This is a genomic window from Achromobacter sp. CSND-B12 (assembly GCF_052906545.1).
The window spans coordinates 3,080,674-3,105,816 of sequence record NZ_JBREGJ010000001.1; the positions used below are offsets into that span (position 1 = coordinate 3,080,674).

General features: G+C 66.5%; 22 protein-coding genes and 1 pseudogene. 17 read left to right on the forward strand and 6 right to left on the reverse strand.

Going from position 1 to position 25,143, the window contains the following annotated elements; all coding sequences use genetic code 11:
* Positions 1–18 precede the first annotated feature (18 nt).
* The 8 genes from ACUTAG_RS14490 to ACUTAG_RS14525 all read left to right on the forward strand — a co-directional run bounded on the left by ACUTAG_RS14490 (position 19) and on the right by ACUTAG_RS14525 (position 7,658).
* Complete coding sequence (locus ACUTAG_RS14490; protein ID WP_054442473.1) at positions 19–993, forward strand: ABC transporter permease; 975 nt, start codon at positions 19–21, stop codon at positions 991–993.
* A complete protein-coding gene (locus ACUTAG_RS14495) occupies positions 990–1,907 on the forward strand; it encodes an ABC transporter permease (RefSeq protein ID WP_006389547.1) in 918 nt (305 codons plus the stop codon). Before ACUTAG_RS14490 ends, ACUTAG_RS14495 begins: the two co-directional genes overlap by 4 nt.
* 11 nt (positions 1,908–1,918) lie before the next feature.
* Entirely contained in the window at positions 1,919–2,914 is a 996-nt protein-coding gene (locus tag ACUTAG_RS14500) for an ABC transporter ATP-binding protein (protein WP_054485522.1), read from the forward strand.
* Positions 2,911–3,927, forward strand: coding sequence for an ABC transporter ATP-binding protein (locus ACUTAG_RS14505; RefSeq protein ID WP_006389545.1), 1,017 nt, complete (start codon positions 2,911–2,913; stop codon positions 3,925–3,927). Before ACUTAG_RS14500 ends, ACUTAG_RS14505 begins: the two co-directional genes overlap by 4 nt.
* Positions 3,928–4,059: 132 nt before the next feature.
* The gene (locus tag ACUTAG_RS14510) at positions 4,060–5,262 is read left to right on the forward strand and encodes a M20 aminoacylase family protein (protein WP_148319380.1); all 1,203 of its coding nucleotides are present in this window, start codon (positions 4,060–4,062) and stop codon (positions 5,260–5,262) included.
* A 225-nt stretch (positions 5,263–5,487) separates the two neighbouring features.
* Complete coding sequence (locus ACUTAG_RS14515) at positions 5,488–6,402, forward strand: TauD/TfdA dioxygenase family protein (RefSeq protein ID WP_054471459.1); 915 nt, start codon at positions 5,488–5,490, stop codon at positions 6,400–6,402.
* Between the two features lie 31 nt (positions 6,403–6,433).
* On the forward strand, positions 6,434–6,619 hold the full coding sequence (locus ACUTAG_RS14520) for a hypothetical protein (RefSeq protein ID WP_262352309.1): 186 nt from the start codon (positions 6,434–6,436) through the stop codon (positions 6,617–6,619).
* A gap of 112 nt (positions 6,620–6,731) precedes the next feature.
* Complete coding sequence (locus ACUTAG_RS14525) at positions 6,732–7,658, forward strand: PLP-dependent cysteine synthase family protein (protein ID WP_148319384.1); 927 nt, start codon at positions 6,732–6,734, stop codon at positions 7,656–7,658.
* A 293-nt stretch (positions 7,659–7,951) separates the two neighbouring features.
* Here the strand turns inward: ACUTAG_RS14525 and ACUTAG_RS14530 are convergent, their stop codons facing one another.
* The 5 genes from ACUTAG_RS14530 to rpmH form a co-directional block, all read right to left on the reverse strand.
* Positions 7,952–9,397 (reverse strand): catalase, encoded by a 1,446-nt coding sequence (locus ACUTAG_RS14530; protein WP_020925775.1) that lies wholly within the window; start codon positions 9,395–9,397, stop codon positions 7,952–7,954.
* Between the two features lie 270 nt (positions 9,398–9,667).
* A complete protein-coding gene (gene yidC, locus ACUTAG_RS14535) occupies positions 9,668–11,353 on the reverse strand; it encodes a membrane protein insertase YidC (RefSeq protein WP_006389539.1) in 1,686 nt (561 codons plus the stop codon).
* Between the two features lie 48 nt (positions 11,354–11,401).
* Positions 11,402–11,725: a membrane protein insertion efficiency factor YidD gene (yidD, locus tag ACUTAG_RS14540; protein WP_281438831.1), complete on the reverse strand. Its 324-nt coding sequence runs from the start codon at positions 11,723–11,725 to the stop codon at positions 11,402–11,404.
* Entirely contained in the window at positions 11,722–12,093 is a 372-nt protein-coding gene (locus ACUTAG_RS14545) for a ribonuclease P protein component (RefSeq protein ID WP_026382422.1), read from the reverse strand. Before ACUTAG_RS14545 ends, yidD begins: the two co-directional genes overlap by 4 nt.
* 44 nt (positions 12,094–12,137) lie before the next feature.
* Positions 12,138–12,272, reverse strand: a complete 135-nt coding sequence (rpmH, locus tag ACUTAG_RS14550) for a 50S ribosomal protein L34 (RefSeq protein WP_003816025.1) — start codon at positions 12,270–12,272, stop codon at positions 12,138–12,140.
* A gap of 413 nt (positions 12,273–12,685) precedes the next feature.
* Between rpmH and dnaA the strand changes: the two are divergent.
* The 3 genes and pseudogenes from dnaA to gyrB all read left to right on the forward strand — a co-directional run bounded on the left by dnaA (position 12,686) and on the right by gyrB (position 17,802).
* Positions 12,686–14,147, forward strand: a pseudogene (dnaA, locus tag ACUTAG_RS14555) (chromosomal replication initiator protein DnaA).
* 2 nt (positions 14,148–14,149) lie between these two features.
* Positions 14,150–15,259, forward strand: coding sequence for a DNA polymerase III subunit beta (gene dnaN, locus ACUTAG_RS14560; RefSeq protein ID WP_045953395.1), 1,110 nt, complete (start codon positions 14,150–14,152; stop codon positions 15,257–15,259).
* Between the two features lie 95 nt (positions 15,260–15,354).
* Positions 15,355–17,802: a DNA topoisomerase (ATP-hydrolyzing) subunit B gene (gene gyrB, locus ACUTAG_RS14565; RefSeq protein ID WP_006389534.1), complete on the forward strand. Its 2,448-nt coding sequence runs from the start codon at positions 15,355–15,357 to the stop codon at positions 17,800–17,802.
* A 121-nt stretch (positions 17,803–17,923) separates the two neighbouring features.
* On the opposite strand, the gene ACUTAG_RS14570 is transcribed toward gyrB, so the two are convergent.
* Positions 17,924–18,847, reverse strand: coding sequence for a LysR family transcriptional regulator (locus tag ACUTAG_RS14570; protein WP_006389533.1), 924 nt, complete (start codon positions 18,845–18,847; stop codon positions 17,924–17,926).
* Positions 18,848–19,163: 316 nt separating this feature from the next.
* Between ACUTAG_RS14570 and ACUTAG_RS14575 the strand changes: the two genes are divergently transcribed.
* From ACUTAG_RS14575 to ACUTAG_RS14600, 6 genes are all read left to right on the forward strand, one after another.
* Entirely contained in the window at positions 19,164–19,850 is a 687-nt protein-coding gene (locus ACUTAG_RS14575) for a hydrolase (RefSeq protein ID WP_020925768.1), read from the forward strand.
* 117 nt (positions 19,851–19,967) lie between these two features.
* The gene (locus tag ACUTAG_RS14580) at positions 19,968–21,560 is read left to right on the forward strand and encodes an MFS transporter (RefSeq protein ID WP_148319386.1); all 1,593 of its coding nucleotides are present in this window, start codon (positions 19,968–19,970) and stop codon (positions 21,558–21,560) included.
* A gap of 41 nt (positions 21,561–21,601) precedes the next feature.
* Complete coding sequence (locus ACUTAG_RS14585) at positions 21,602–22,306, forward strand: pirin family protein (protein WP_148319388.1); 705 nt, start codon at positions 21,602–21,604, stop codon at positions 22,304–22,306.
* Positions 22,307–22,332: 26 nt separating this feature from the next.
* Complete coding sequence (locus tag ACUTAG_RS14590; protein ID WP_047992357.1) at positions 22,333–22,593, forward strand: XapX domain-containing protein; 261 nt, start codon at positions 22,333–22,335, stop codon at positions 22,591–22,593.
* Positions 22,594–22,722: 129 nt separating this feature from the next.
* Positions 22,723–24,618 (forward strand): amidohydrolase, encoded by a 1,896-nt coding sequence (locus ACUTAG_RS14595; protein WP_222850779.1) that lies wholly within the window; start codon positions 22,723–22,725, stop codon positions 24,616–24,618.
* Between the two features lie 11 nt (positions 24,619–24,629).
* Positions 24,630–25,085 carry a DoxX family protein gene (locus ACUTAG_RS14600; RefSeq protein ID WP_446650221.1) on the forward strand — a complete coding sequence of 152 codons (456 nt, stop codon included), beginning with the start codon at positions 24,630–24,632 and terminating at the stop codon, positions 25,083–25,085.
* Positions 25,086–25,143: the final 58 nt, after the last annotated feature.

The window sequence follows — 25,143 nt, forward strand, 5'->3', positions numbered from 1 at the left end:
CGTCGCGGGCGGTATCCTGTGCTAGCGACAATCGTACGAAGGCTGCTGCAAACCATCGTCGTCATGCTGGTCATGTCGGCGCTGGTCTTCGCCGGCATCTACATGGTCGGCGATCCGGTGTCGATGCTGGCCAGTCCGGAGGCCACCGAGGCGCAGCGCGCCGCCATCCGCGCCTCGCTGGGCCTGGACCTGCCGCTGTGGCGGCAGTACCTGATCTTCATGGGCCAGGCGGTGCGCGGTGATTTCGGCAACAGCTTCCTGACCGGCGAACCAGCCATGCGCCTGATCCTGGAGCGCATGCCGGCCACCGTCGAGCTGGCCTGTGTGGCCATGCTGCTGTCGGTGCTGATCGGCGTGCCGCTGGGCATCATCGCGGGCCTCAAGCCCAAGGCGGCCGGCTCGCGCGCCATCATGACGGGATCGGTGCTGGGGTTCTCGCTGCCCAATTTCTGGGTGGGCCTGATGCTCATCATGGTGTTCGCGGTGATGCTGGGCTGGGTGCCGGCCGGCGGACGCGGCCAGACCGTCAGCATCGGTTCGCTGCAGTTGAGCGTGCTGACGCTGGATGGCTGGCTCAGCCTGGCCTTGCCGGCCGCCACCATCGCCTTCGCCAAGTGTGCCATGATCATCCGCGTGACCCGTGCCGCCACGCGCGAGGCGCTGCCGATGGACTACATCAAGTTCGCGCGCGCCAAGGGCCTGTCGGAAAAGCGCGTGCTGGGCGTGCACCTGCTCAAGAACATCCTGATCCCCGTGGTGACAGTGGCGGGCCTGGAGTTCGGCCAGGTGATGGCCTTCGCGGTGGTGACCGAGACGGTGTTCTCGTGGCCCGGCATGGGCAAGCTGCTGATCGATTCCATCATCAACCTGGACCGGCCGGTGGTGGTGGCGTACCTGCTGCTGATCGTGTTCTTCCTTGTGATGCTGAACCTCGTGGTGGACATCATCTATACGATGCTGGATCCCCGCGTACGCCTGGATAGCCGCCGATGACCGCCCCCGTGACTGCAGCCGTACCCGCCGCCGCCAGGGAACAGACGCCGTGGCGCCGTTTCGTGGGCGATTTCTTCGCCAGCAAGCTGGCCACGCTGGGCCTGGTGATGCTTGTGCTGATCGTCGGCGCCGCTTTGTTGGCGCCGTGGATCGCGCCGCAGAATCCGTATGACCTGGCATCGCTGGACATCATGGATTCCAAGCTCAAGCCCGGCAGCGAAAGCGGCGACGGCAGCATGCATTACTGGCTGGGCACCGATGGCCAGGCGCGCGACCTGCTGTCGGCGATCCTGTACGGCATGCGCACCAGCCTGCTGGTGGCCACTGTGTCGGTACTGGCGGCGTTCGGCATCGGCGCCACCGTGGGCCTGATCGCGGCGTACTTCGGCGGGCGCATCGACGCGCTGCTGATGCGCATTGTGGATATCCAGTTGTCGTTCCCGGCGATCCTGGTGGCGCTGATGCTGCTGGCGATCCTGGGCAAGGGTGTGGATAAGGTGATCATCGCGCTGATCGTGGTGCAGTGGGCCTATTTCGCCCGCGCCGCGCGCGGCGCCGCATTGGTCGAACGCGGCAAGGAATACGTCGAGGCGGCGCGCTGCATGTCGCTGTCGTGGGGGCGGGTATTGTTCCGCCATGTGTTGCCCAACTGCATGCCGCCGCTGATCGTGATCGCCACCATCGACCTGGCGCACGCCATCGCGCTGGAAGCCACGCTGTCGTTCCTGGGCGTGGGCGTGCCGGTGACCGAGCCGTCGCTCGGCATGCTGATCTACAACGGCTTCGAGTATTTGCTGTCGGGCCAGTACTGGATCTCGTTCTTCCCCGGCATCGCGCTGGCGCTGGCCATCATCGCCATCAACCTGGTGGGCGACCACCTGCGCGATGTGCTCAACCCGCGCCACGCGAACTGAGGGCGGACGCGATGCAGATACAAGCTGTGGAAAAGTCGCCGGTCCTCGATGTGCGCGGACTGAAGACGCATTTCTTCACCCGCAACGGCGTGGTCAAGGCAGTCGATGGCGTCGACCTGACGGTGGCCGAGGGCGAGATCCTGGGGCTGGTGGGCGAATCGGGTTCGGGCAAGAGCATCACCGGTTTCTCGCTGATGGGCCTGCTGGACGAGCCCGGCCGCATCGTCGAGGGCGAACTGCGCCTGAACGGCGAGGACCTGCGCGGCGCGTCGCCGGCGCGTTGGCGGCAACTGCGGGGCCAGGAGATCGCCATGATCTTCCAGGACCCGATGATGACGCTGAACCCGGTGCTGCGCGTCGATACGCAGATGGTCGAAGCGGTGCAGGCGCATCACAAGGTGTCGCGCGAACAGGCGCGTGAACGCGCCCTGCAGACGCTGACGATGGTCGGCATCCCGTCGCCGCAGGAACGCCTGCGCGCCTATCCGCATCAGTTGTCCGGCGGCATGCGGCAACGCGTGGCGATCGCGATTGCATTGCTGAATTCGCCGCGCGTCATCATCGCCGATGAACCCACCACGGCGCTGGACGTGACCATCCAGGGGCAGATCCTGTTCGAAGTGCAGAAGCTGTGCCGCGAGACCGGCACCGGCCTGGTGTGGATCACGCACGACCTGGCCGTGGTGGCGGGCCTGGCCGACCGCGTGTCGGTGATGTACGCCGGCCGCGTGGTCGAGACCGGCAGCACGCGCGATGTCATCAGCCATCCGATGCATCCGTACACGCACGGCCTGATCGCCTCGATTCCGACGCCGGAATCGCGCGGCCGGCCGCTGGTGCCGATTCCCGGCATGACGCCGTCGTTGCTCAACCTGCCGCAGGGCTGTGCGTTCCGCGGGCGTTGCCCGCGCGCCAGCGAGGCCTGTCTGACCGAACCGCAGCCCGTGGAGGTGCGCCCGTCGCAATGGGTGCGCTGCTGGCATGCCGGCGCGCCGGAGGTCCAATGAACGCCGCCGATCGCAACGCCGCCCCCATCCTGTCGCTGCGCGGCGTGGAGCTGCGCTTCACGCAACACGTGGACCTGGCCGGCCGCATCGCCAACCTGCTGGGCGCGGGTTTGAAGACGCAGGTGGTGCACGCCGTGGCCGGCGTGGACCTGGACGTGCAGCCGGGCGAGGTCATCGGCATTGTCGGCGAATCCGGCTGCGGCAAATCGACGCTGGGTCGCATCGTCTCGGGCATCCTGCCGCCCTCTTCCGGTGAGGTGCACTACCAGGGCCAGGCGGTGAAGGCCATGGCGGGCCCGCAGCGGCGCGCCTACGAGCTGGGCGTGCAGATGATCTTCCAGGACCCTTACGCCTCACTAAATCCGCGCATGCGGGTGCGCGAGATCATCGGCGAGGCGCCGGTGGCGCACGGCCTGATCCGCGCGCGCGACAAGGCCGAGTACGTCGCCGGCCTGATGCGCCAGGTGGGGCTGGACCCGGCCTTCGCGCAGCGTTATCCACACCAGTTCTCGGGCGGCCAGCGCCAGCGCATCGGCATCGCGCGCGCGCTGGCGCTGAAACCCTCGGTGATCGTGTGCGACGAGGCCGTGGCGGCGCTGGACGTTTCGATCCAGGCGCAGGTGCTGAACCTGTTCGAGCAACTGCGCGACGAACTGGACCTGACGTACCTGTTCATCAGCCACAACCTGAGCGTGGTCAGCCACATCTCGGATCGCGTCGCCATCATGTACCTGGGCCGCGTGGTCGAACTGGCGCCGACCGACACCGTGTTCCAGCGCGCCAACCATCCGTACACGCAGGCGCTGCTCAAGGAACTGCCGACGCTCACACCGGGGCGCCGCAGCTACCAGCCGATCAAGGGCGAGCTGCCGTCGCCGCTGGATCCGCCCGGGGGCTGCGCTTTCCATCCGCGCTGTCCACACGCCATGCCGCGCTGCAAGACCGAACGGCCGTTGCTGCGCGAGGTGGCGCCGATGCAGTTCAGCGCCTGCCACCTGAACGACGCGCGCTAGCGCCAATCCGTAACAACGCTGGACGCGGCCGGCGACGGGCGCGAGAATTTTCCGATACGCTGTCATACGACATCCGTTCTCTCGTTTGCGTCCTGCCCTTTCCTCCCTATTCCCTTCCGCCTATCCACCGCCATGAAAACCCTAGCCGAAATCGAACGCGCCCACGGTGAGCTGACCGAACTGCGCCGTGACATCCACGCCCATCCCGAGCTGGCCTTCCAGGAAACGCGCACCTCCAACCTGGTGGCCGAGCGCCTGCGCCAATGGGGGCTGGAAGTCCACACGGGGTTGGGGAAAACCGGCGTGGTCGGCGTGCTGCGCGGCGGCAGCGGCGGCAAGACCATCGGCCTGCGCGCCGACATGGACGCGCTGCCCATGCCCGAGCACAACCGCTTCGCGCACAAGTCCACCATCAGCGGCCGCATGCACGGCTGTGGCCACGACGGCCACACCACGATGCTGCTGGGCGCGGCGCAATACCTGTCCACGCATCGCGATTTCGACGGCACCGTGGTGTTCATCTTCCAGCCGGCCGAGGAAGGCGGCAACGCCGGCGCGCGCGCCATGATGCAGGATGGACTGTTCGAGAAATTCCCCTGTGACGCGGTGTTCGGCATCCACAACATGCCCGGCATGCCGGTCAACCAGTTCGGCTTTCGCGCCGGCCCCACCATGGCGTCGAGCAACCGCTGGGACATCGTCATCAAGGGCGTGGGCGGCCACGCCGCGCAGCCGCATGCGTCGGTCGACCCGATCATCGTCGCGGCCGACATGGTGCACGCGCTGCAGACGGTGATTTCGCGCAGCAAGAATCCGCTGGAGCAGGCGGTGCTGTCGATCACGCAGATCCACGCCGGCGACGCCTACAACGTGATTCCCGGCGAAGCGGTGCTGCGCGGCACGGTGCGCACCTATTCGGTGGAGGTGCTCGACAAGATCGAGGAAGACATGCGCCGCATCGCCACCACGCTGCCGCAGGTGTACGGCGGCACCGGCATGTTGGACTTCGTGCGCGCCTATCCGCCGCTGGTGAACTGGGAAAAGGAAACCGCGTTTGCCGCGCAGGTGGCCGAGGACACCTTCGGCGCCGAGAACGTGGTGCGCGACATGCCGCCCTTCATGGGCGCCGAGGACTTTTCCTTCTTCCTGGAGGCGCTGCCCGGCACCTACCTGTTCCTGGGCAACGGCGATGGCGACCATCGCATGGAGAGCTATCACGGCATGGGGCCCTGCCAGCTGCACAATCCGAACTACGACTTCAATGACGCGCTGCTGCCGGTCGGCGCGACGTATTGGGTCAAGCTGGTCGAGGCCTACCTGCCCAAGCACAGGTAGCGTGCCACGGCGCTTCAAGCTTTGCGGTTATTTGCTTATGCGCCATGCCGCCACAAACCGCCCGCTTGCCCCGGGCGGTTTTTCTATATGACGCCAGGCTTTGTTCAAACGCCGATAACTTCGTTTGAGATACAAGGCGCGCTTTCCATAATCGATCATTCCTGATCCATCCGCGGATGGATCTCAGCGCCGGCGGCAACGCCGCCACGCCAACCGGAGTGACCGATGTCCCAGAGCAACGCCGTGCGGCGCGAAGAGTCCGCCCCCGTCCCGCCGCGCTCGGCCGCGCAGGCGTTCGAGCTGCGGCCGCTGCCGGGCCCGGTGGGCGCCGAACTGATCGGCCTGGACCTGGGACAAGAACTGTCGCCCGCCGACTTCAAGCGCGTGCACCAGGCGCATCTGGACCACCACCTGCTGGTGTTCCGCGACCAGCGCATCACGCCGCAGCAGCACATTGACTTCAGCCGCCGCTTCGGGCCGCTGATGATCCACGTGCTGCACCAGTTCCACCTGGCCAATCATCCCGAGATCCTGATCGTCTCCAACATCGTCGAGAACGGCAAGCCGGTCGGCCTGGGCGATGCGGGCAAGTACTGGCATTCGGACATCTCGTACAAGGAACTGCCCAGCCTGGGCTCGCTGCTGCATGCGCAGGAATTGCCGGCGCAAGGCGGCGACACGCTGTTCGCCAACATGCACCTGGCCTATGACACCTTGCCCGCCGCGCTGCGCAACGCCGTCCAAGGCAGGCGCGCGGTGCATTCGTACCTGGCCAAGTACGGCCAGCTGCAGAAGGAAGGCAACTGGCGGCCCAACCTGAGCGCGCAGCAGGTGGCGCAGGTGCAGGCGGTGTCGCATCCGGTGGTGCGCACCCATCCCGAGAATGGCCGCCGCGCCCTGTTCGTGAGCGAAGGCTTCACCACCCACATCGAAGGCCTGCCGGAAGACGAGAGCCGGCAACTGCTGGACGAACTGTTCGCGCACAGCGTGCGGCCCGAACACATCTACCGCCACCGCTGGCAGCCGCACGACCTGGTGTTCTGGGACAACCGCTCGCTCATCCACCTGGCGGGCGGCACGCCCGACCACCTGCGCCGCAAGCTGTACCGCACCACGATCGAGGGCGACGTGCCGTTCTAGGCCGATGCGCGACTTATCCACAAGGAACACCATGAATCTGTCACCTGACCTGCGCGAACGACTGGTTCGCACCGCCACCGCGGCCGGCGTGGCATTGGCGTTGGCCCTGGTGGCCCTGGCCTCGCCCACGCCCGCGCTGGCGGCCGGCGGCGTCCATGCCGCGCCGTCGCAGCCCGCGGCTGTCGCGCCGTCCGACATCGCGCCCCGCCGCGGCTGATCGGCGCGCGCGCCGACCTGTGGATATCCCAGCATCCCTAAAATAGTCCGGTACGCGGCAACCACGCCCCCGGCATCCGCCGGATGCGCGCGGGGCATCCACCGGACTCGACATGCTGGCAACCTCTTCGATTGAACTCATCGGCAACACCCCCCTGATCGCGCTGAGCCGCGCGCACGATGGCCCTGGCCGCATCGTGGCCAAGGCCGAATTCCTGCAGCCGGGCGGCAGCGTCAAGGATCGCGCCGCCAAGGCCATCCTGCTGGCCGCCCGCGCCGATGGCCGGCTCCGGCCCGGCATGCCGGTGATCGAGATGACCAGCGGCAACATGGGGGCGGGCCTGGCGGTGGCCTGCGCCGCGCTGGGGCATCCGCTGGTCGTCACCATGTCGGCGGGCAACAGTCCCGCCCGTGCCCGCATGCTGGAAGGACTGGGCGCCGAGGTGGTGCTGGTGCCGCAGGTCGATGGCGCCGCGGGGCAGGTCACTGGCGCCGACGTCGAGGCGGCGGCCCGTGTCGCCGCCGAGTTGGCGCGCGAGCGCGGCGGCTTCTACGTCGACCAGTTCAACGCGGTTGAATGCATCACCGCGCACGAGACCGGCACCGGCCGCGAAATCCTCGAACAATTCGGCGCCCCCTTGGATGGCTGGGCCGCGGCCGTCGGCACCGGCTGCACCTTCATGGGCGTGGCGCGCGCGCTCAAGGCGGCCAGCGCCGCCACCGTTTGCGCGGCGGTCGAGCCGCTGGGCTGCGAAGTGCTGGCCGGCGCGCCGGTGACCAAGGCGCGCCACCTGATCCAGGGCACCAGCTATGGCGCGGTGCCGCCGCACTGGGATCCGTCCCTGATGGACCTGAGCATTGCGGTCACCGATGACGAGGCGCAGGAATGGCGGCGCCTGCTGGCCGTGCGCGAGGGGCTGTACGTGGGTTATTCCGCTGCCGCCAACGTGTGCGCGGCGGCCAAGCTGTTGCGTTCGGGACGGCTGCGCCCGGATGCGGCGGTGGCCACGGTGCTGTGCGATACCGGCCTGAAATACTAGGAAAGCGGGTTTTCCACAGCCTTCACGGGGAAAGCTATCCCCAGCGCCTGTGGAATTCCTGTGGATTGCCTGTGAATTGGCTGTGGACGAATGGGGATAACTTTTCGCCGCCCAGTTGTGGAGAAGTCGCTTGCGGTGGTTTTCGGAGCAAAACGCAGGCGAAAACCGCGGGCGCGGCCACCAAGAATGGGCGCGGAAGCGGGCGAAAAACGCACGGCAGGCAAGAAAACGGGCGGCCCGCGGGCCGCCCGATGCGTGTTGCGCGGCGCGTTGGCCGCGCCGGGGCGCCGCCCTTACAGCTTCAGGCCCAGTGCCTTGGCCACGCCCGCCGCGTAGGCCGGATCGGCCTTGCGGAAGTGTTCCAGCTGACGGCGCTGGATTTCCTCGGGCACGCCGGCCATGTGGCGGCCGATGTTGCCGAACAGCAATTCCTGCTGTGCCGGCGTCATCAGGCGGAACAAGGCGCCCGGCTGCGAGTAGTAGTCATCGTCGACGCGGTGGTTCCAGCGGGCGGCGGCCTGGCCGTCCAGCGGCAGCGGCGGCTCGCCGGCCGACGGGGTTTCCTTCCATTCGCCGGCGCTGTTGGGCTCGTAGTTGAGCGTGCCGCCGGCATTGCCATCCACGCGCGCCGCGCCGTCGCGGTGATAGCTGTGGAACGGGCAGCGCGGCGCGTTCACCGGGATCTGGTGATGGTTGATGCCCAGGCGGTAGCGGTGCGTGTCGCCGTACGAGAACAGGCGGCCCTGCAGCATCTTGTCCGGCGAGAAGTCGATGCCGGGCACCACGTTGGCGGGCGTGAAGGCGGCCTGCTCGACCTCGGCGAAGTAGTTTTCCGGGTTCTTGTTCAGTTCCAGCACGCCCACTTCGATCAGCGGGTAATCGCCGTGCGGCCACACCTTGGTCAGGTCGAACGGATTGATGTGATAGGTCTCGGCTTCGGCCGCGGGCATGATCTGCACCTTCAGCGTCCACTTCGGGAAGTTGCCCTGCTCGATGTTGTCGAACAGGTCGCGTTGCGAGCTTTCGCGGTCGTGCGCCACGACCTGCGCGGCTTCCTCGTCCGTCAGACAGGCAATGCCCTGCTGCGACTTGAAGTGGAACTTCACGTAGAAGCGTTCGCCTTCGGCATTGACGAAGCTGAAGGTGTGCGAGCCGAAGCCATGCTGCTGGCGCAGGTTGGCCGGAATGCCGCGGTCGCTCATCAGGATGGTGACCTGGTGCAGCGATTCGGGGCTGAGCGACCAGAAATCCCAGGCCGCCGTGGCGCTGCGCAGGTTGGTCTTGGGGTCGCGCTTCTGGGTGTGGATGAAGTCGGGGAACTTGAGCGGGTCGCGGATGAAGAACACCGGGGTGTTGTTGCCGACCAGGTCCCAGTTGCCTTCGTCGGTGTAGAACTTGATGGCGAAGCCGCGCACGTCGCGCTCGGCGTCGGCCGCGCCGCGCTCGCCGGCCACGGTCGAGAAGCGCAGGAACAGCGGTGTCTGCTTGCCGACCTTGGAGAAGATGCTGGCGCGGGTGTACTTGGTGATGTCGTGGGTGACGGTGAAGGTGCCATAGGCGCCCGAGCCCTTGGCATGCACCACGCGTTCGGGGATGCGTTCACGGTCGAAATGGGCAAGCTTTTCTATCAGCCAGAAGTCCTGCAACAACGCCGGGCCGCGCGGGCCGGCGGTCAGGGTGTTGTTGTTGTCGGCCACCGGGGCGCCAGAGGCGGTGGTCAGATGCTTCTTGTCGGTCATGGCACACACTCCCTACGTAATTCCTGGAATGCGCGGCGCCGGGGCCGCGCAACGTGATCGGATACCGTCCCGGAACATTGCCGGCCGGGGGATATCTCCGACACATCATAGGGGTCATTGTTTGCAGTGTGAAGTTGATTGATCCATCAAATTTGATTGAAAATAACTATCACTGGCGTGAGCTGACGCGCATCGCCGCCAAACCCGCGTGCAACCTGGACGAAAAAAAACCGGCCCCTGGGGGCCGGCTTTTCATGGCGCGAGCGGGAATCAGCGATTCGCCGCGGCTTCCGTCTTGCGCTGCATGGCGCGGGTGATCGACCACTGCTGCGCGATCGACAGCGTGTTGTTGACGCACCAGTAGAGCACCAGGCCGGCCGGGAAGAAGAACATCATCCCGCCGAACACCAGCGGCATGATCATCATGACCTTGGCCTGGACGGGGTCCGGGGGCGTCGGGTTCAGCTTGATCTGCAGGAACATGGTGGCCATCATGATGGCGGGCAGGATGAAGTACGGGTCGCGGATCGACAGGTCGTGCACCCACAGGATCCACGGCGCGCCGCGCATTTCCACGCTGGCCAGCAGCACCCAGTACAGCGAGATGAACACCGGGATCTGCACCACCATCGGCAGGCAGCCGCCCAGCGGGTTGATCTTCTCGGTGCGGTACATCTCCATCATGGCCGCATTGAGCTTCTGCTTGTCGTCGCCGTACTTTTCCTTCAGGGCCTGCAGGCGCGGGGCGACCTGCTTCATGCGGGCCATGGAGCGGTAGCTGGCGGCGGCCAGGGGGTAGAACAGCGCCTTGATCAGCACGGTCAGGGCGACGATGGTCCAGCCCCAGTTGCCCAGGATGGAATGCAGCCAGGTCATCAGCGTGAACAGCGGCTTGGCGATGATGGTCAGCCAGCCGTAGTCGACCACCAGTTCCAGGCCGGGGGCGAGCGCCGCCATGGCCTTCTGGTCCTGCGGGCCGACCCACAGGTGCGAATCGACGCGGGCGGCGGCGCCCGGGGCGATCTCGCCGACGGCTTCGATGGTGCGGGCGGCGTACAGGTTCTTCTGCACTTCCAGCACTTCGTTGTTGCGCGGCTTGCCTTGCGGCGGCACCCAGGCGGTGGCGAAGTAGTGCTGCACCACGGCGATCCAGCCGTTGTCCGCCTGCTTGATGTAGTTGGCCTTCTTCTTCTCGATGTCGGCGAAGGTCATCTTCTGGAACTTGTCCTGTTCCGAGTAGACGGCCATGCCGGTGAAGGTGTGATAGAAGCTGGAGGTGTCGGCCGGGTCGTTGCCGTCGCGCTCGAGCTGCAGGTACAGCGCCGGCGTCACGGGGGCGGCGCCGACGTTGGCCAGGTCGTGGCGCACGTCGATGTCATAGCGGCCGCGGTGCAGCGTGAAGGTCTTGGTGACCTTCACGCCACCCGATTCGGCTTCGAACGCCACCGCCAGGCTGTCGCCCGTCATCTGGCGGTCGGTCGAGACCACACGGAACGGCGTCTGGTGGGTGGGGAAGTTCTGGCCATTGGCGGCGCCGACGACGCCGGTCTGGGCCACGTAGTTCAGGCCCGCGGTGCGGTCGAGCAGCACGGTGGGCTTGTCGGCCTGGCCGGTGGCCGGGTACTTCAGCAGCTCGGCGCGCACCAGTTGGGCGCCCAGCGTGTCGAAGGTCAGGCGCAGCACGTCGGTGGTGATGACGACTTCTTCCGAGCGCGTCGGCACCGGCGCGGCGGCGCCCGGCACGGCCGAGGGCGCGGCGGCGGTCGCCGGCGGCGCATTGGGCACCGAGGGCGTCGCGTTGTTCGCGGCGGCCGGCGTGCCGTTGGCGTTCGTGCTGGCCGTGGGCGTGGGCGCCCCGAACAACGACGGTTTGCCGTTATGGATCTGCCAGTTGTTCCACAGGAGCAACAGCGAGAAGGAGAAAATCATCCAGAGGACGGTTCGTCGGATATCCATGGTGCCTACTGAAGTGAATACGGGCCAGCAAAGCCCGCCAGTTTAGCGTCAATCATGCTCGGTGCGGTGGCCATGGGAACAGCAGGCACCGCCATTGGTTCCCTTGCCCGGGGGAACCGGGTCCCAGCCGCCGGGCGACCAGGGGTGGCAGCGGCCGATGCGTCGCAGCATCAGCCAGAAGCCGCGCCAGGGCCCGTGGCGTTCGATCGCCTCGATCGCGTACGCCGAGCAGGTCGGAGTGAAGCGGCATTGCCGGCCGATCCAGGGGCTCAGGAAAAACCTGTAGAACCGGATCGGGGCAATGAGTATTGCGGCCCCCACGGAACGCCCGCGCTGCGCGTGGCCTGCCTGCCGGGGGGATGGCCCGTTCATCGCGCGATCCGCTCGAAGTGAGCGTCCGCTTCGGCCCGGGCCGCCTGTTTCAGCGCGGTGAGCGTGGCGGGCGTCACCTTGCTGTGCAGCCGGACGACGTAGTCTTTCGCCGGCAATCCGAGCCGCCGGTGGCGGAACGCTTCGCGGATGACCCGCTTGAGGGCGTTGCGCGTGGTGGCGTGGGCGGCGAAGCGCTTGGCGATCACCAGGCCCAGCCGGGCACAGGGAGCCTGGCCGGGAGGCAGATCGTTGGAAGCGGCGCTCACAACGAAAAACGCCCCTCGGGCCAGACGCCGGCCTTTGAGGGCGGCGGCGAACTCGGAGGGGCGATGCAGCCGCGCCTCCGGCGGAAGCGTGGCGCGCGGCATGGACTGCGGGTCAGCGGGTCGGGTGTCTGCGCAGAAAGCGAGACTTAGACGGCCAGACGCTTGCGGCCCTTGGCGCGGCGAGCGTTCAGGATGGCGCGGCCAGCGCGGGTCTTCATGCGCACGCGGAAACCATGGGTGCGCTTGCGGCGGGTAACGGAAGGTTGGTAGGTGCGTTTCATGGACGATCCACAAAAAGAACAAAAGTCAGAAGGGACCTGCCCGGAGGGTTCCTGGTCGCAAATCCGGTAGCGGGTATCTAGTAAGCGTTTCGCTGCGAATCGCATGTGATATGCGCATTCACCGGCAAAGACAGGCTTGTAGACGGGGCTCTGGTCCGGGTAATCCCCGGGCGACCTATTCAGCAAGGCACAGTGCCGGGGACGGGGTAAGTGTAACCATTACCCTATTACCCGTGCGAATCTGGGCCTTCTGCGAAACCTTCTGACAGACAGAATTCGGAAAAGCCCACCATTTCAGCAAGTTTTCCCTGTCTTGTCAAACAGTTAAGGGGGCGGATTGTGCACGTCCATGCCCTACCCTGTGGATAACCCGTGCCCAGGCAAGGTAGAATCGAGGTTTGAATAAGAGCGACATGAAAGAATTCTGGCAGACCTGCGTCAGTCGTCTTGAGCAGGAACTCCCCCCCCCAACAAATCAGCGCGTGGATACGACCGCTGGTCCCGCTTGCGTATGACGAGACGCAGGCGGTGCTGCGCGTTGCCGCCCCCAACCGGTTCAAGCTGGACTGGGTGCGCAAGAACTTCTCCCACCAGATCGAAGCGTTGGCCGCGGAGTGGTTCGAGCGTCCGGTACAAGTTTTGTTCGAATTGCCCACGCAAGGCACCACCCCGCGCATGCCGGTGGCGCCGGTGCGCGCGCAGCCGCCCGTGCAGACCGCGCCTTCGGCCGCCGCGCCCCTGGGCGGCGCGCCGCCACCCGGCATGCCGGCGCAGCCCGCCGCGCCCGCTCCCGTCGCGACCACCGCGGCGGCCGCGGCCGTGAACGCGGACGCCGCCAACATCGTGTACGAGCGCTCGCGCCTGAACACCGACCTGACGTTCGAGAACTTCGTGACGGGTAAGGCCAACCAGCTGGCGCGCGCCGCCGCGCTGCAGGTGGCCGAGAACCCGGGCACGTCGTACAACCCGCTGTTCCTGTACGGCGGCGTGGGCCTGGGCAAGACCCACCTGATCCACGCCATCGGCAACGCCATGGTGGCGGCGGGCACCGGGGTGCGCGTGCGCTACGTGCATGCCGACCAGTACGTGTCCGACGTGGTCAAGGCGTACCAGCGCAAGGCGTTCGATGACTTCAAGCGCTACTACCATTCGCTCGACCTGCTGCTGATCGACGATATCCAGTTCTTCTCCGGCAAGAACCGCACGCAGGAAGAATTCTTCTATGCGTTCGAAGCGATGGTGGCGCAGCGCAAGCAGATCATCATCACCAGCGATACCTATCCGAAGGAACTGTCGGGCATCGACAGCCGCCTGATCTCGCGCTTCGATTCCGGCCTGACGGTCGCGATCGAGCCGCCCGAACTCGAGATGCGCGTGGCGATCCTGCTGCGCAAGGCCGAGTCCGAAGGCGTGCCGATGCCCGAGGAAGTGGCGTTCTTCATCGCCAAGCACCTGCGCAGCAACGTGCGCGAACTCGAAGGCGCGTTGCGCAAGGTGCTGGCCTACGCCCGTTTCCACGGCCGCGACGTGCTGACCGTGGACGTCTGCAAGGAAGCCTTGAAGGACCTGCTGTCCGTGTCCAACGGCCAGATCACCGTCGAGAACATCCAGAAGACGGTGGCGGATTTCTACAAGATCAAGGTCGCCGACATGTATTCGAAACGCCGGCCGGCCAATATCGCTTTGCCGCGCCAGGTCGCCATGTACCTGGCCAAGGAGCTGACCCAGAAAAGCCTGCCGGAAATCGGCGATCTGTTCGGTGGCCGTGACCACACCACCGTGCTGCACGCCGTGCGCAAGATTTCCGACGCCCGCGCCAAGCAAGCGGAGCTCAACCATACCCTGCACGTGTTGGAACAAACTCTAAAAGGATGACCATGCAACTCGTACAAACCACACGCGATGCATTGCTGAAACCGCTGTCGACCGTGGCGGGCATCGTCGAAAGACGCCATACCCTGCCCATCCTGGCGAACATCCTGATGCGCAAGGAAGGCAACAAGGTCGCCTTCATTGCGACCGACCTCGAAGTGCAGATCACCACGCACGCCGACTTCGGCGTGGGTCACGACAACGAGTCCACCACGGTCGCGGCGCGCAAGCTGCTGGACATCCTGAAAGCCCTGCCGGACACCGGCGACGTGCGCCTGGCGCTGGCCAGCAACAAGCTGTCGGTGCAGTCGGCCAAGAGCCGCTTCGCGCTGCAGACGCTGGCCGCCAGCGAATTCCCCACCGTGGCCCAGCCCGAGCAGTGGGACGTGTCGCTGAGCATGCCGCAACGCACGCTGCGCCACCTGTTCAACATGGTGCACTTCGCCATGGCGCAACAGGACATCCGCTACTACCTGAACGGCATGCTGCTGGTGTTCGAACCGGGCCGCGTGCGCGCGGTCGCCACCGACGGCCACCGCCTGGCGCACTGCTCCACCGAAGCCGACGGCATCAGCGAGCGCCACGAAGTGATCGTGCCGCGCAAGACCGTGCTGGAAATGCAGCGCCTGCTGGAAGACTCCGACGAACCCGTCTCGATCGACGTGGCGCCGGGCCAGATCCGTTTCCGCTTCGGCGACGTCGAGCTGGTGTCCAAGCTGGTCGAAGGCAAGTTCCCCGACTTCACCCGCGTCATCCCGACCAACTACACGCGCCACTTCCTGGTGGGCCGCGAAGCCCTGCAGGGCAGCCTGCAGCGCGCCGCCATCCTGACCACCGACAAGTTCAAGGGCGTGCGCCTGCAACTGGCGCAGAACCAGATGAAGATTTCTTCTTCCAACGCCGAGCAGGAAGAGGCGCAGGAAGAAATCGACATCGACTACGGCCACGAGCCGCTGGACGTGGGCTTCAACGTCGGCTACCTGCTCGACGTGCTGTCCAACGTCAAGGTGGACAACATCCAGTGGTCGGTCATGCCCGATGCCAACGCGTCGGCGCTCATCACCCTGCCCGAAGACGACCAGTTCAAGTACGTCGTCATGCCCATGCGGATCTGAGTCCGCGCAGCTGTGGGTTTGTGCCGCCCGCGGGCCCGATGGCCCGCCGGCGGTCCGGCCGCCAGGCCGTTCTTTAAAGCGTTATCGATACAGACATGTCAGATCAGCAGAACACCACTCCCGAGAACGGCGGCTACGGCGCCGACTCGATCAAGATGCTCAAGGGGCTGGAGGCCGTGCGCAAGCGCCCCGGCATGTACATCGGCGACACATCGGACGGCACCGGTCTGCACCACATGGTGTTCGAAGTCGTCGACAACGCCATTGACGAAGCGCTGGCCGGCTACTGCGACGACATCGTCGTCACGATCCACACCGACAACTCGATCTCGGTCACCGACAACGGCCGCGGCATTCCCACGGATATCCACAAGGACGACGAATTCCACCGCAGCGCGGCGGAAATCGTCATGACCGAACTGCACGCCGGCGGCAAGTTCGACCAGAACTCGTACAAGGTGTCCGGCGGCCTGCACGGCGTGGGCGTGTCGTGCGTGAACGCGCTGTCCGAGTGGCTGCGCCTGACCATCCGCCGCAACGGCGAAGTGCACCAGATGGAATTCCGCCAGGGCGAGCGCGTCGCGCCCCTGGCCGTGACCGGCACGACCGACAAGCGCGGCACCGAAGTGCGCTTCCTGGCCGACCCGATCATCTTCACCAACGTCGAATATCACTACGAGATCCTCTCCAAGCGCCTGCGCGAGCTCTCGTTCCTGAACAACGGCGTCAAGATCCGCCTGATCGACCAGCGCCAGGGCAAGGAAGAGAACTTCGCCTTCTCCGGCGGCGTGAAGGGCTTTGTCGAATACATCAACCGCGCCAAGACGGTGCTGCACCCGAACGTGTTCTCGGTCACCACCGAGTCCACCGCCGGCGGCGTGCCGGTGGGCGTGGAAGTGGCGATGCAGTGGAACGACAGCTACAGCGAAAGCGTGCTGTGCTTCACCAACAACATCCCGCAGCGCGACGGCGGCTCGCACCTGACCGGCCTGCGCGCGGCGATGACCCGCATCATCAACAAGTACATCACCGACAACGAACTGGCCAAGAAGGCCAAGGTCGAGACCTCCGGCGACGATATGCGCGAAGGCCTGGCCTGCGTGCTGTCGGTGAAGGTGCCCGAGCCCAAGTTCAGCAGCCAGACCAAGGACAAGCTGGTCTCGAGCGAAGTGCGTCCCGCGGTCGAAGAGGCCGTGGCCCGCACGCTGGAAACGTGGCTGCTGGAGCATCCGAACGACGCCAAGGCGCTGTGCGGCAAGATCGTCGAAGCCGCCCGCGCGCGCGAAGCGGCCCGCAAGGCGCGCGAAATGACGCGCCGCAAGAGCGTGCTGGAAGGCGCCGGCCTGCCCGGCAAGCTGGCCGACTGCCAGGAGAAAGACCCGGCGCTTTGCGAGCTGTACATCGTCGAGGGTGACTCCGCAGGCGGCTCGGCCAAGCAGGGCCGCGACCGCAAGTTCCAGGCCATCCTGCCGCTGCGCGGCAAGGTGCTGAACGTCGAGAAGGCGCGCTTTGACCGCCTGATCGCCAGCGAGCAGATCGCCACGCTGATCACCGCGCTGGGCACCAGCATCGGCCCGGACTTCAACGTCGACAAGCTGCGCTACCACCGCCTCATCATCATGACCGACGCGGACGTGGACGGCGCGCATATCCGCACGCTGCTGCTGACGCTGCTGTACCGCCAGATGCCCGAGCTGGTGCAGCGCGGTTATGTGTACATCGCCCAGCCGCCGCTCTATAAGGTCAAGGTCGGCCGCGAAGAGCGCTACCTGAAGGATGACCAGGAAGAAGCGCAGTTCATGCTGCAACTGGCCCTGAAGGATGCCGAGATCATCGCGGGCGGCAACATCATCCGCGGCGATGAGCTCAACGAACTGGCGCGCCAGTACGTGGCCGCCGACGGCGTCATCGCGCGCCTGTCGCGCGTGTTCGACGTGGCCGCGCTGTCGGCCATGGCCGAGGGCGTCGAGATCAACCTGGACACGGCCGAGGCCGCCGCCGATTCGGCCAAGCGCCTGGCCGATGCCATGCGCGATCCGATCAGCGGCAACGGCGTGGAAGTGGTGCCCGAGTTCGACGCCGCCACCGAACGCCATCGCCTGTCGATCCAGCGCATGCATCACGGCAACGTGCGCGTCAGCATCATCGACGCCGACTTCATTGGCGGTTCGGATTACGCCATCCTGTCCAAGGCCGCCAAGAGCTTCTCCGGCAAGGTCGGCCCGCAGTCGCTGGTGGCGCGTGGCGAAGGCGACAAGCGCAAGGAACAGACCGTGTCCGACTTCCGCGAAGCCATGCAGTGGCTGCGCAGCGAAGCCGACCGCGGCATCTCCAAGCAGCGCTACAAAGGCCTGGGCGAAATGAACCCGGACCAGTTGTGGGAAACCACCATGGATCCGAAGGTGCGCCGCTTGCTGCGCGTGCAGATCGAGGACGCCATCGCGGCCGACGAGGTCTTCACCACGCTGATGGGCGACGACGTGGAACCGCGCCGCAACTTCATCGAGGCGCATGCGCTGTCGGCGGGGAACATCGACGTTTGATCGGCATGGTTGCCCGCAAGCCCGACGGGGCTTCGCGGCATGCATGAAATAGGGGCTGCCTTGCGCAGCCCCTTTTTTATTTGCCGGCGCCTTTGCATGGGGCGCCTGCCCAGCCCGTTGCCTATCCCTGCACGTCACTCGCCCAAGGCTCCGCCGTCAACCGTTCCGCCAGGTATTCGATCAGCGCCTGCACCCGCGCCGGCCGCCTGCGGCCCGGCGGCGTGACGATGTGCAGCGCGATCGGGTCGACCTGCCAGTCGTCCATGGCGGTTTCCAGCGCGCCCGATTGCAGGTCTTCCCAGGCCAGGAACTCCGGTTGCAGCGCCAGGCCCAGGCCGGCCTGCAGCGCGGGTGACAGGGCTTCTGCGTTGTTGACGTTCAACTGCACCGGCAGCGACTGCGAGAACTCGCCGTGCTTGTCGTGGCGAAAGCGCCAGCTCGAGCCGTTGCGCGCATACATGTATTGCAGCGCGGTGTGCTGGGCCAGGTCGCGCGGGTGCTTGGGCCGGCCGGCGCGCTTGAAGTAGCTGGGCGCGCCCACCAGCAGGATGCGCACCGAGCACAGGCGCCGCGCCAGCAGCGTCGAGTCCACCAGGTTGGAGATACGCAGGGCCAGGTCGAAGCGCTCGGACACCAGGTCCGACTGCTTGTCGTTGAATTCGATTTCCAGGTCGACATCGGGATGCGCCTGCATGAAAGGCGGCAGCATGGGCGCCAGGTGCGTGACGCCGAAGGACATGGGCGCGGCCAGGCGGATCTTGCCGCGCAGGCTGGTGGATTTTTCCGTGACCTCGGCCTCGACCGCCTCGCCCTCTTCGAGGATGCGGGCGGCGCGCTCCAGCGCCGCGTAGCCGGACTCCGTCAGCGACATGCTGCGCGAGGTGCGGTGGAACAGCATGGTCTTCATCTTGGTTTCCAGGCGCGTGATGGTCTTGGAGACCGTGGCCTGGGACAGAGACAGTTCGGCCGCCGCCTTGGCGAACGAGCCCGTGTCGGCGACCTTGGCGAAGATCGCCCAGCCTTCCAGATCCGGCAGTTTGTTCATGTCGTGCGCTCTTGAAAAAAGTCGCGTCGATCATAGCGGCTGCCCCCGTGACAAACAAGAAAACCCGGGTGCCCCCGCAGGGAAAGCGGGGGCGTTGCGGGGATCATGCAAAAAACGGAAAGGATGCAATTCCCGGTTGCGGATTCTCAGGCGAAGGGCGGATCCCTAATATGCCCATACCGACAGACGATGTGAACGAAACCCCTCAAGCGGCATTCGGACACGACGGCAGCGGGGCAGGCCGGAACGGTTTGCGCAGTGCCCGAATTCACCTAGCCGCATTTCCTTGAACGATTCCTTGAAAGAGAGAGCCACCATGTCCGCCAACAAATACCTCGAAGTCCTGACCCCGCAGAACAGCCAGATCATCTTCATCGACCAGCAGCCGCAGATGGCCTTCGGCGTGCAGTCGATCGATCGCCAGACGCTCAAGAACAACGTGGTGGGCCTGGCCAAGGCCGCGCGCACCTTCAACATCCCGACCACCATCACCACGGTTGAAACCGACGGCTTCTCGGGCAACACCTTTCCCGAACTGCTGGCCGTGTTCCCCGACAACAAGATCCTGGAGCGCACCTCGATGAACTCGTGGGACGACCAGAACGTGCGCGACGCGCTGGCGGCCAACGGCCGCAAGAAGATCGTGGTGGCGGGCCTGTGGACCGAAGTCTGCAACACCACCTTCGCCCTGTGCGCCATGCTGGAAGGCGACTACGAGATCTACATGGTGGCCGACGCCTCGGGCGGCACCTCGGCCGACGCGCACAAGTATGCGATGGACCGCATGATCCAGGCCGGCGTGGTGCCGGTGACCTGGCAGCAGGTGATGCTGGAGTGGCAGCGCGATTGGGCTCGCAAGGAAACCTATGACGCCGTGACCGGCATCGCCAAGGAACACTCGGGCGCCTACGGCATGGGTATCGACTACGCCGTCACCCACGTGCACAAGCTGGCCGAGCGCGTGACGCACGGCGAACGCATCGGCCCCAACCCGGCCAAGTAAGCCGCGTGCCGGGCCGGCGGCGGTAGCGCCCCGGCCGGCCCGGCGTGATTCTCTTTCGAACACGGCAGGCGGCATGATGAACGCCCCTGGCGACCCCGAGCGATCCAGGAGCGTTCCATGCCGAACAACAACACCCGTTCTCCGGGCAGCGGCTTCGCGCCGCTGCGCCAACCCGTCTTTGCCGTGCTGTGGGCGGCCACCGTGCTGGGCAACGTCGGCAGCTTCATGCGCGACGTCGCCAGCTCCTGGCTGGTGACCGACCTGTCGGCCAGCCCGGCGGCGGTGGCGCTGATCCAGACGGCGGCGACGCTGCCCATCTTCCTGCTGGCGATTCCCGCCGGCGTGCTGTCGGATATCCTGGACCGCCGGCGTTTCCTGATTTTCGTGCAGTTGCTGTTGGCGTCGGTCAGCGGCACGTTGCTGCTGCTGTCGCACTTTGGCGCGTTGACGGTGGACTACCTGATCGCCCTGACGTTCGTCGGCGGCATCGGCGCGGCGCTGATGGGGCCGACCTGGCAATCGATCGTGCCCGAGCTGGTGCCGCGCGAGGACCTCAAGGGCGCGGTGGCGCTCAATTCCCTGGGCATCAATATCGCACGGGCCATCGGTCCGGCGGCGGGCGGCCTGATCCTGGCCAGCTTCGGCGCGGCGGTGACCTACGGCATGGACGTTTTGAGCTATGTGTTCGTGATCGCGGCCCTGCTGTGGTGGAAGCGGCCGGCCAAGGTCGATAGCGCCCTGTCGGAGAATTTCTTCGGCGCGTTCCGGGCCGGCCTGCGCTACACGCGGGCCAGCAAGGAACTGCATCGCGTGCTGCTGCGCGCCGCCGTGTTCTTCCTGTTCGCCAGCGCGGTCTGGGCCCTGCTGCCGCTGGTGGCGCGGCAGATGCTGGGCGGCTCCTCGGGCTTCTATGGCGTGCTGCTGGGCGCCGTGGGCGCGGGGGCCATCATCGGCGCGCTGGTCATGCCCAAGCTGGGCGCCAAGCTCAATGCGGACGGCCTGGTGTTGCTGGCCTCGGTCGTCAGCGCGGTGGTGATGGGCGTGCTGGTGTTCGCGCCGCCCAAGTGGCTGGCGGTGCTGATGCTGGTGCTGCTGGGCATGGGCTGGATCACCGCGTTGACCACGTTCAATGGCGTGGCCCAGGCGATCCTGCCCAACTGGGTGCGCGGCCGCGGCCTGGCGGTGTACCTGATGGTGTTCAACGGCGCGATGGCGGCCGGCAGCCTGGGCTGGGGCCTGGTGGCGCGGGAGATCGGCGTGCCGTATGCGCTGGTGGTCAGCGCGGTCGGCCTGGTGGCCGTGGCGCTGCTGTTTCACCGGGCGCGGCTGCCGGTGGGCGAGGCCGACCTGCAGGCGTCGAACCACTGGCCCGAGCCGCTGGTGTCCGCGCCGGTGGCCAATGACCGCGGTCCGGTGCTGATTCAGGTCGAGTATCGCGTTCGGCAGGAGGATCGTCCCGCCTTCCTGGAAGCGATGCAGCGCCTGTCGCAGGAGCGGCTGCGCGACGGCGCCTACGCCTGGGGCGTGGTTGAGCATACCGGCGATCCGGAGCGCGTGATGGAGTGGTTCTTCGTGGAGTCGTGGGCCGAGCATCTGCGCCAGCATCATCGCGTATCGCACGCCGATGCCGACCTGCAAGCCGAGGCGCTGCGCTTTCACATCGGCCCCGACAAGCCCGAAGTGCATCACTTCCTGGCGTTGAAACGCTGACCGCATCGCGCGGCACCATTCACCCGACCTGGAGTCTCGTCATGATCGAGCGCCGTCCCCTTACTACCCTGGGCCATGCCCGCCGTGGCTGGCTCGACGTGAAGCACCATTTCTCCTTTGCCAATTACCAGGATCCCGCGCGCATGCGCTGGGGGGCGCTACGAGCCTGGAACGACGAGACCATCGCGCCGGGCGCGGGCTTTCCGCCGCTGCTGCATACCGATGTGGAAATCATTACCTGCGTGCGCGAAGGCGCGCTGACGCACGAGGATGACCTGGGCAACCGCGGCCGCACGCGCGCCGGCGACGTGCAGGTCATGAGCGCGGGCAAGGGCTTGACGCACGCGGAATTCAATATGGAAGGCGGGCCCGCACGGGTGTTCCAGATCTGGCTGGAGCCGGACCGCCGCGGCGTGCCGCCCAGCTGGGGCCGCAAGTCGTTCGCCCGCGACGCCTGCAACGGCCGCTTCGTCACGCTGGCCAGCGGCATCGAGGGCGACGACGACGCCCTGCCGATCCGCAGCGACGCGCGCGTGCTGGCGGTGGCACTCAAGGCCGGCGAAGCCGCCACATATCGCTTTGCGCACGGACGGCGCCGTGGCTACCTGGTGTCTTCCAAGGGACGGCTGACCGTCAACGAGGTCGAGATCGGCAGCGGCGACGGCGCCGCGATCCTGGACGAAATCGACCTGCGCATCACCGCGCTGGATGATGCCGAGCTGCTGTTGGCCGATACCCATGCATGACCCCATGCACACACACGAGGACGCACATGAAGATCTATCTACTTTCCATGGGCGCCGGCCTGCTGGTCGGCGTGGTGTACAGCCTGCTGCAGGTGCGTTCGCCCGCGCCGCCGCTGGTGGCGCTGATCGGCCTGCTCGGCATCCTGGTCGGCGAACAGATCGTGCCGGTGGGCAAGCAACTATTGAACGGCACCGCCTTCGCCGCCGCCTGCGACAAGGAGAAGGCGGTCAGCCACGTGTTCGGCCAGCTGCCCGGCCGCCAGGCGCAGGGCAAAGACCAAAGCTGATTCCTTCCCGTCACCAAAGGAGATAATCGCATGCCGACTCGCCGCGACCTCATCGGTGCTGCTTCCACGCTTGCGCTGAGCAGCCTCTTGGGCGGATGCGCCCCAGCCCGTTCCAAAGGAGAACCCCCCATGTCAAATGCCTCGAACGCCACTCCCGATGTCATCTTCCACAACGGCCGCATCACCACGCTGGATCGCGCCAAGCCGCTGGCCAGCGCCGTGGCCATCAAGGACGGCCGCTTCGTCGCCGTCGGCACCGACGCCGAGGTCATGGCGCTGGCCGGGCCCGGCACCCGGCGCGTCGACCTCAAGCAGCGCAGCGCCCTGCCCGGCCTGTTCGACAACCACACGCATGTGGTGCGCGGCGGCCTGAACTACAACATGGAACTGCGCTGGGACGGCGTGCGCTCGCTGGCCGACGCCATGGCGATGCTCAAGCGCCAGGTCGCCATCACGCCGGCGCCGCAATGGGTGCGGGTGGTGGGCGGGTTCACCGAGCACCAGTTCGCCGAGAAGCGCCTGCCGACGATCGAGGAGATCAACGCCATCGCGCCCGACACGCCGGTGTTCCTGCTGCACCTGTACGACCGCGCCCTGCTCAACGGCGCCGCGCTGCGCGCGGTGGGCTACACCAAGACCACGCCCAACCCGCCGGGCGGCGAGATCATCCGCGACGCGCAGGGCAACCCCACCGGGCTGCTCCTGGCCAAGCCGAACGCGACCATCCTGTACGCCACGCTGGCCAAGGGCCCCAAGCTGCCGTTCGACTACCAGGTCAATTCCACGCGCCATTTCATGCGCGAGCTGAACCGCCTGGGCGTGACCGGCGTGATCGACGCGGGGGGCGGTTTCCAGAACTACCCCGACGACTATGCCGTGATCCAGAAGCTGGCCGACGAAGGCCAGATGACGGTGCGGCTGGCCTACAACCTGTTCACGCAGAAGCCCAAGCAGGAGAAGGAAGACTTCCTCAAGTGGACTTCGAGCGTGAAGTACAAGCAGGGCACCGACTACTTCCGCCACAACGGCGCCGGCGAGATGCTGGTGTTCTCGGCCGCCGACTTCGAGGACTTCCGCGTCGAGCGCCCGGACATGCCGCCCGAGATGGAAGGCGAGCTGGAGGAAGTGGTGCGCGTGCTGGTGCAGAACAAGTGGCCGTGGCGCCTGCACGCCACCTATGACGAGACCATTTCGCGCGCGCTGGACGTGTTCGAGAAGGTCAACCAGGACACGCCGCTGACCGGCCTGAACTGGTTCTTCGACCACGCCGAGACCATTTCCGACAAGTCGATCGACCGCATCGCCGCGCTGGGCGGCGGCATCGCCGTGCAGCACCGCATGGCCTACCAGGGCGAGTATTTCATCGAGCGCTACGGCGCGGCGGCGGCCGAGGCTACCCCGCCGATCGCCAAGATGCTGGATCGCGGCGTGAAGGTCTCGGCCGGCACCGACGCCACCCGGGTCGCGTCCTACAACCCGTGGGTGTCGCTGTCGTGGATGGTGACGGGCAAGACCGTGGGCGGCACCCGCCTCTACCCGGCGCGCAACTGCCTGGACCGCGAGACCGCGCTGCGCATGTGGACCGAGAACGTGGCCTGGTTCGCCAACGAGGAAGGTAAGCGCGGCCGCATCCAGCCGGGCCAGCTGGCCGACTTCGTCGTGCCGAGCAAGGACTACTTCCGCTGCAGCGAGGACGAGATCTCGTTCCTGACCTCGGACCTGACGGTGGTCGGCGGCCGCGTGGTCTACGGCGCGGGCGAATTCGGGGCCGAGGACGACAACGCGCTGCCGCCGGCCATGCCGGACTGGTCGCCCACGCGCCTGTTCGGCGGCTATGCCGCCTGGGGCGACCCCGACGGCGCCGGCCGCAATTCGCTGGGCTACCGCAACATGGCGGCCTGCGCGTGCGCCAGCAGCTGCGGGCTGCACGGGCATGACCATGCCAAGGCCTGGGCCTCGAACGCGCCCAGTTCCGACCTCCAGGGCTTCTTCGGCGCCCTGGGTTGTTCCTGCTGGGCAGTCTGAGGAGACCGGCCATGAACGCGACCTTCCAATGGGAACAGCGGCTGGCCGGCCTGGCCCGGCCGTTGTTCGGTTCCCCCGCCGTGCGGTTCCTGGCCTATCTGGGCCTGTGCGCCGCATATCTACAGGGCGGGCTGGTCAAGCTGACCGACTTTCCCGGCGCGCTGGCGGAGATGGCGCATTTCGGGCTGGCGCCCGGGCCGTTGTTCGCGGTGCTGGTGATCGTATTGGAACTGCTGGCATCCGCCATGATCCTGGTGGGGCGGTTGCGCTGGCTGGGGGCGCTGGCGCTGGCCGCCTTCACGCTGGTGGCCACGGGCATTGCGCTGCGCTATTGGGAAATGGCGCCCGGGCAGGAGCGCTTCATGGCCGCCAATGCGTTCTATGAGCATCTGGGGCTGGCGGGGGGATTGCTGCTGGTGGCGTGGCTGGATTTGCGCGAGCCGCATACGGACGACTCGCTGCATTGAGCCGGCAGCAGACTGATATCGGAAATCCTATAACGCCCTCGTCTCGAGGGCGTATTCA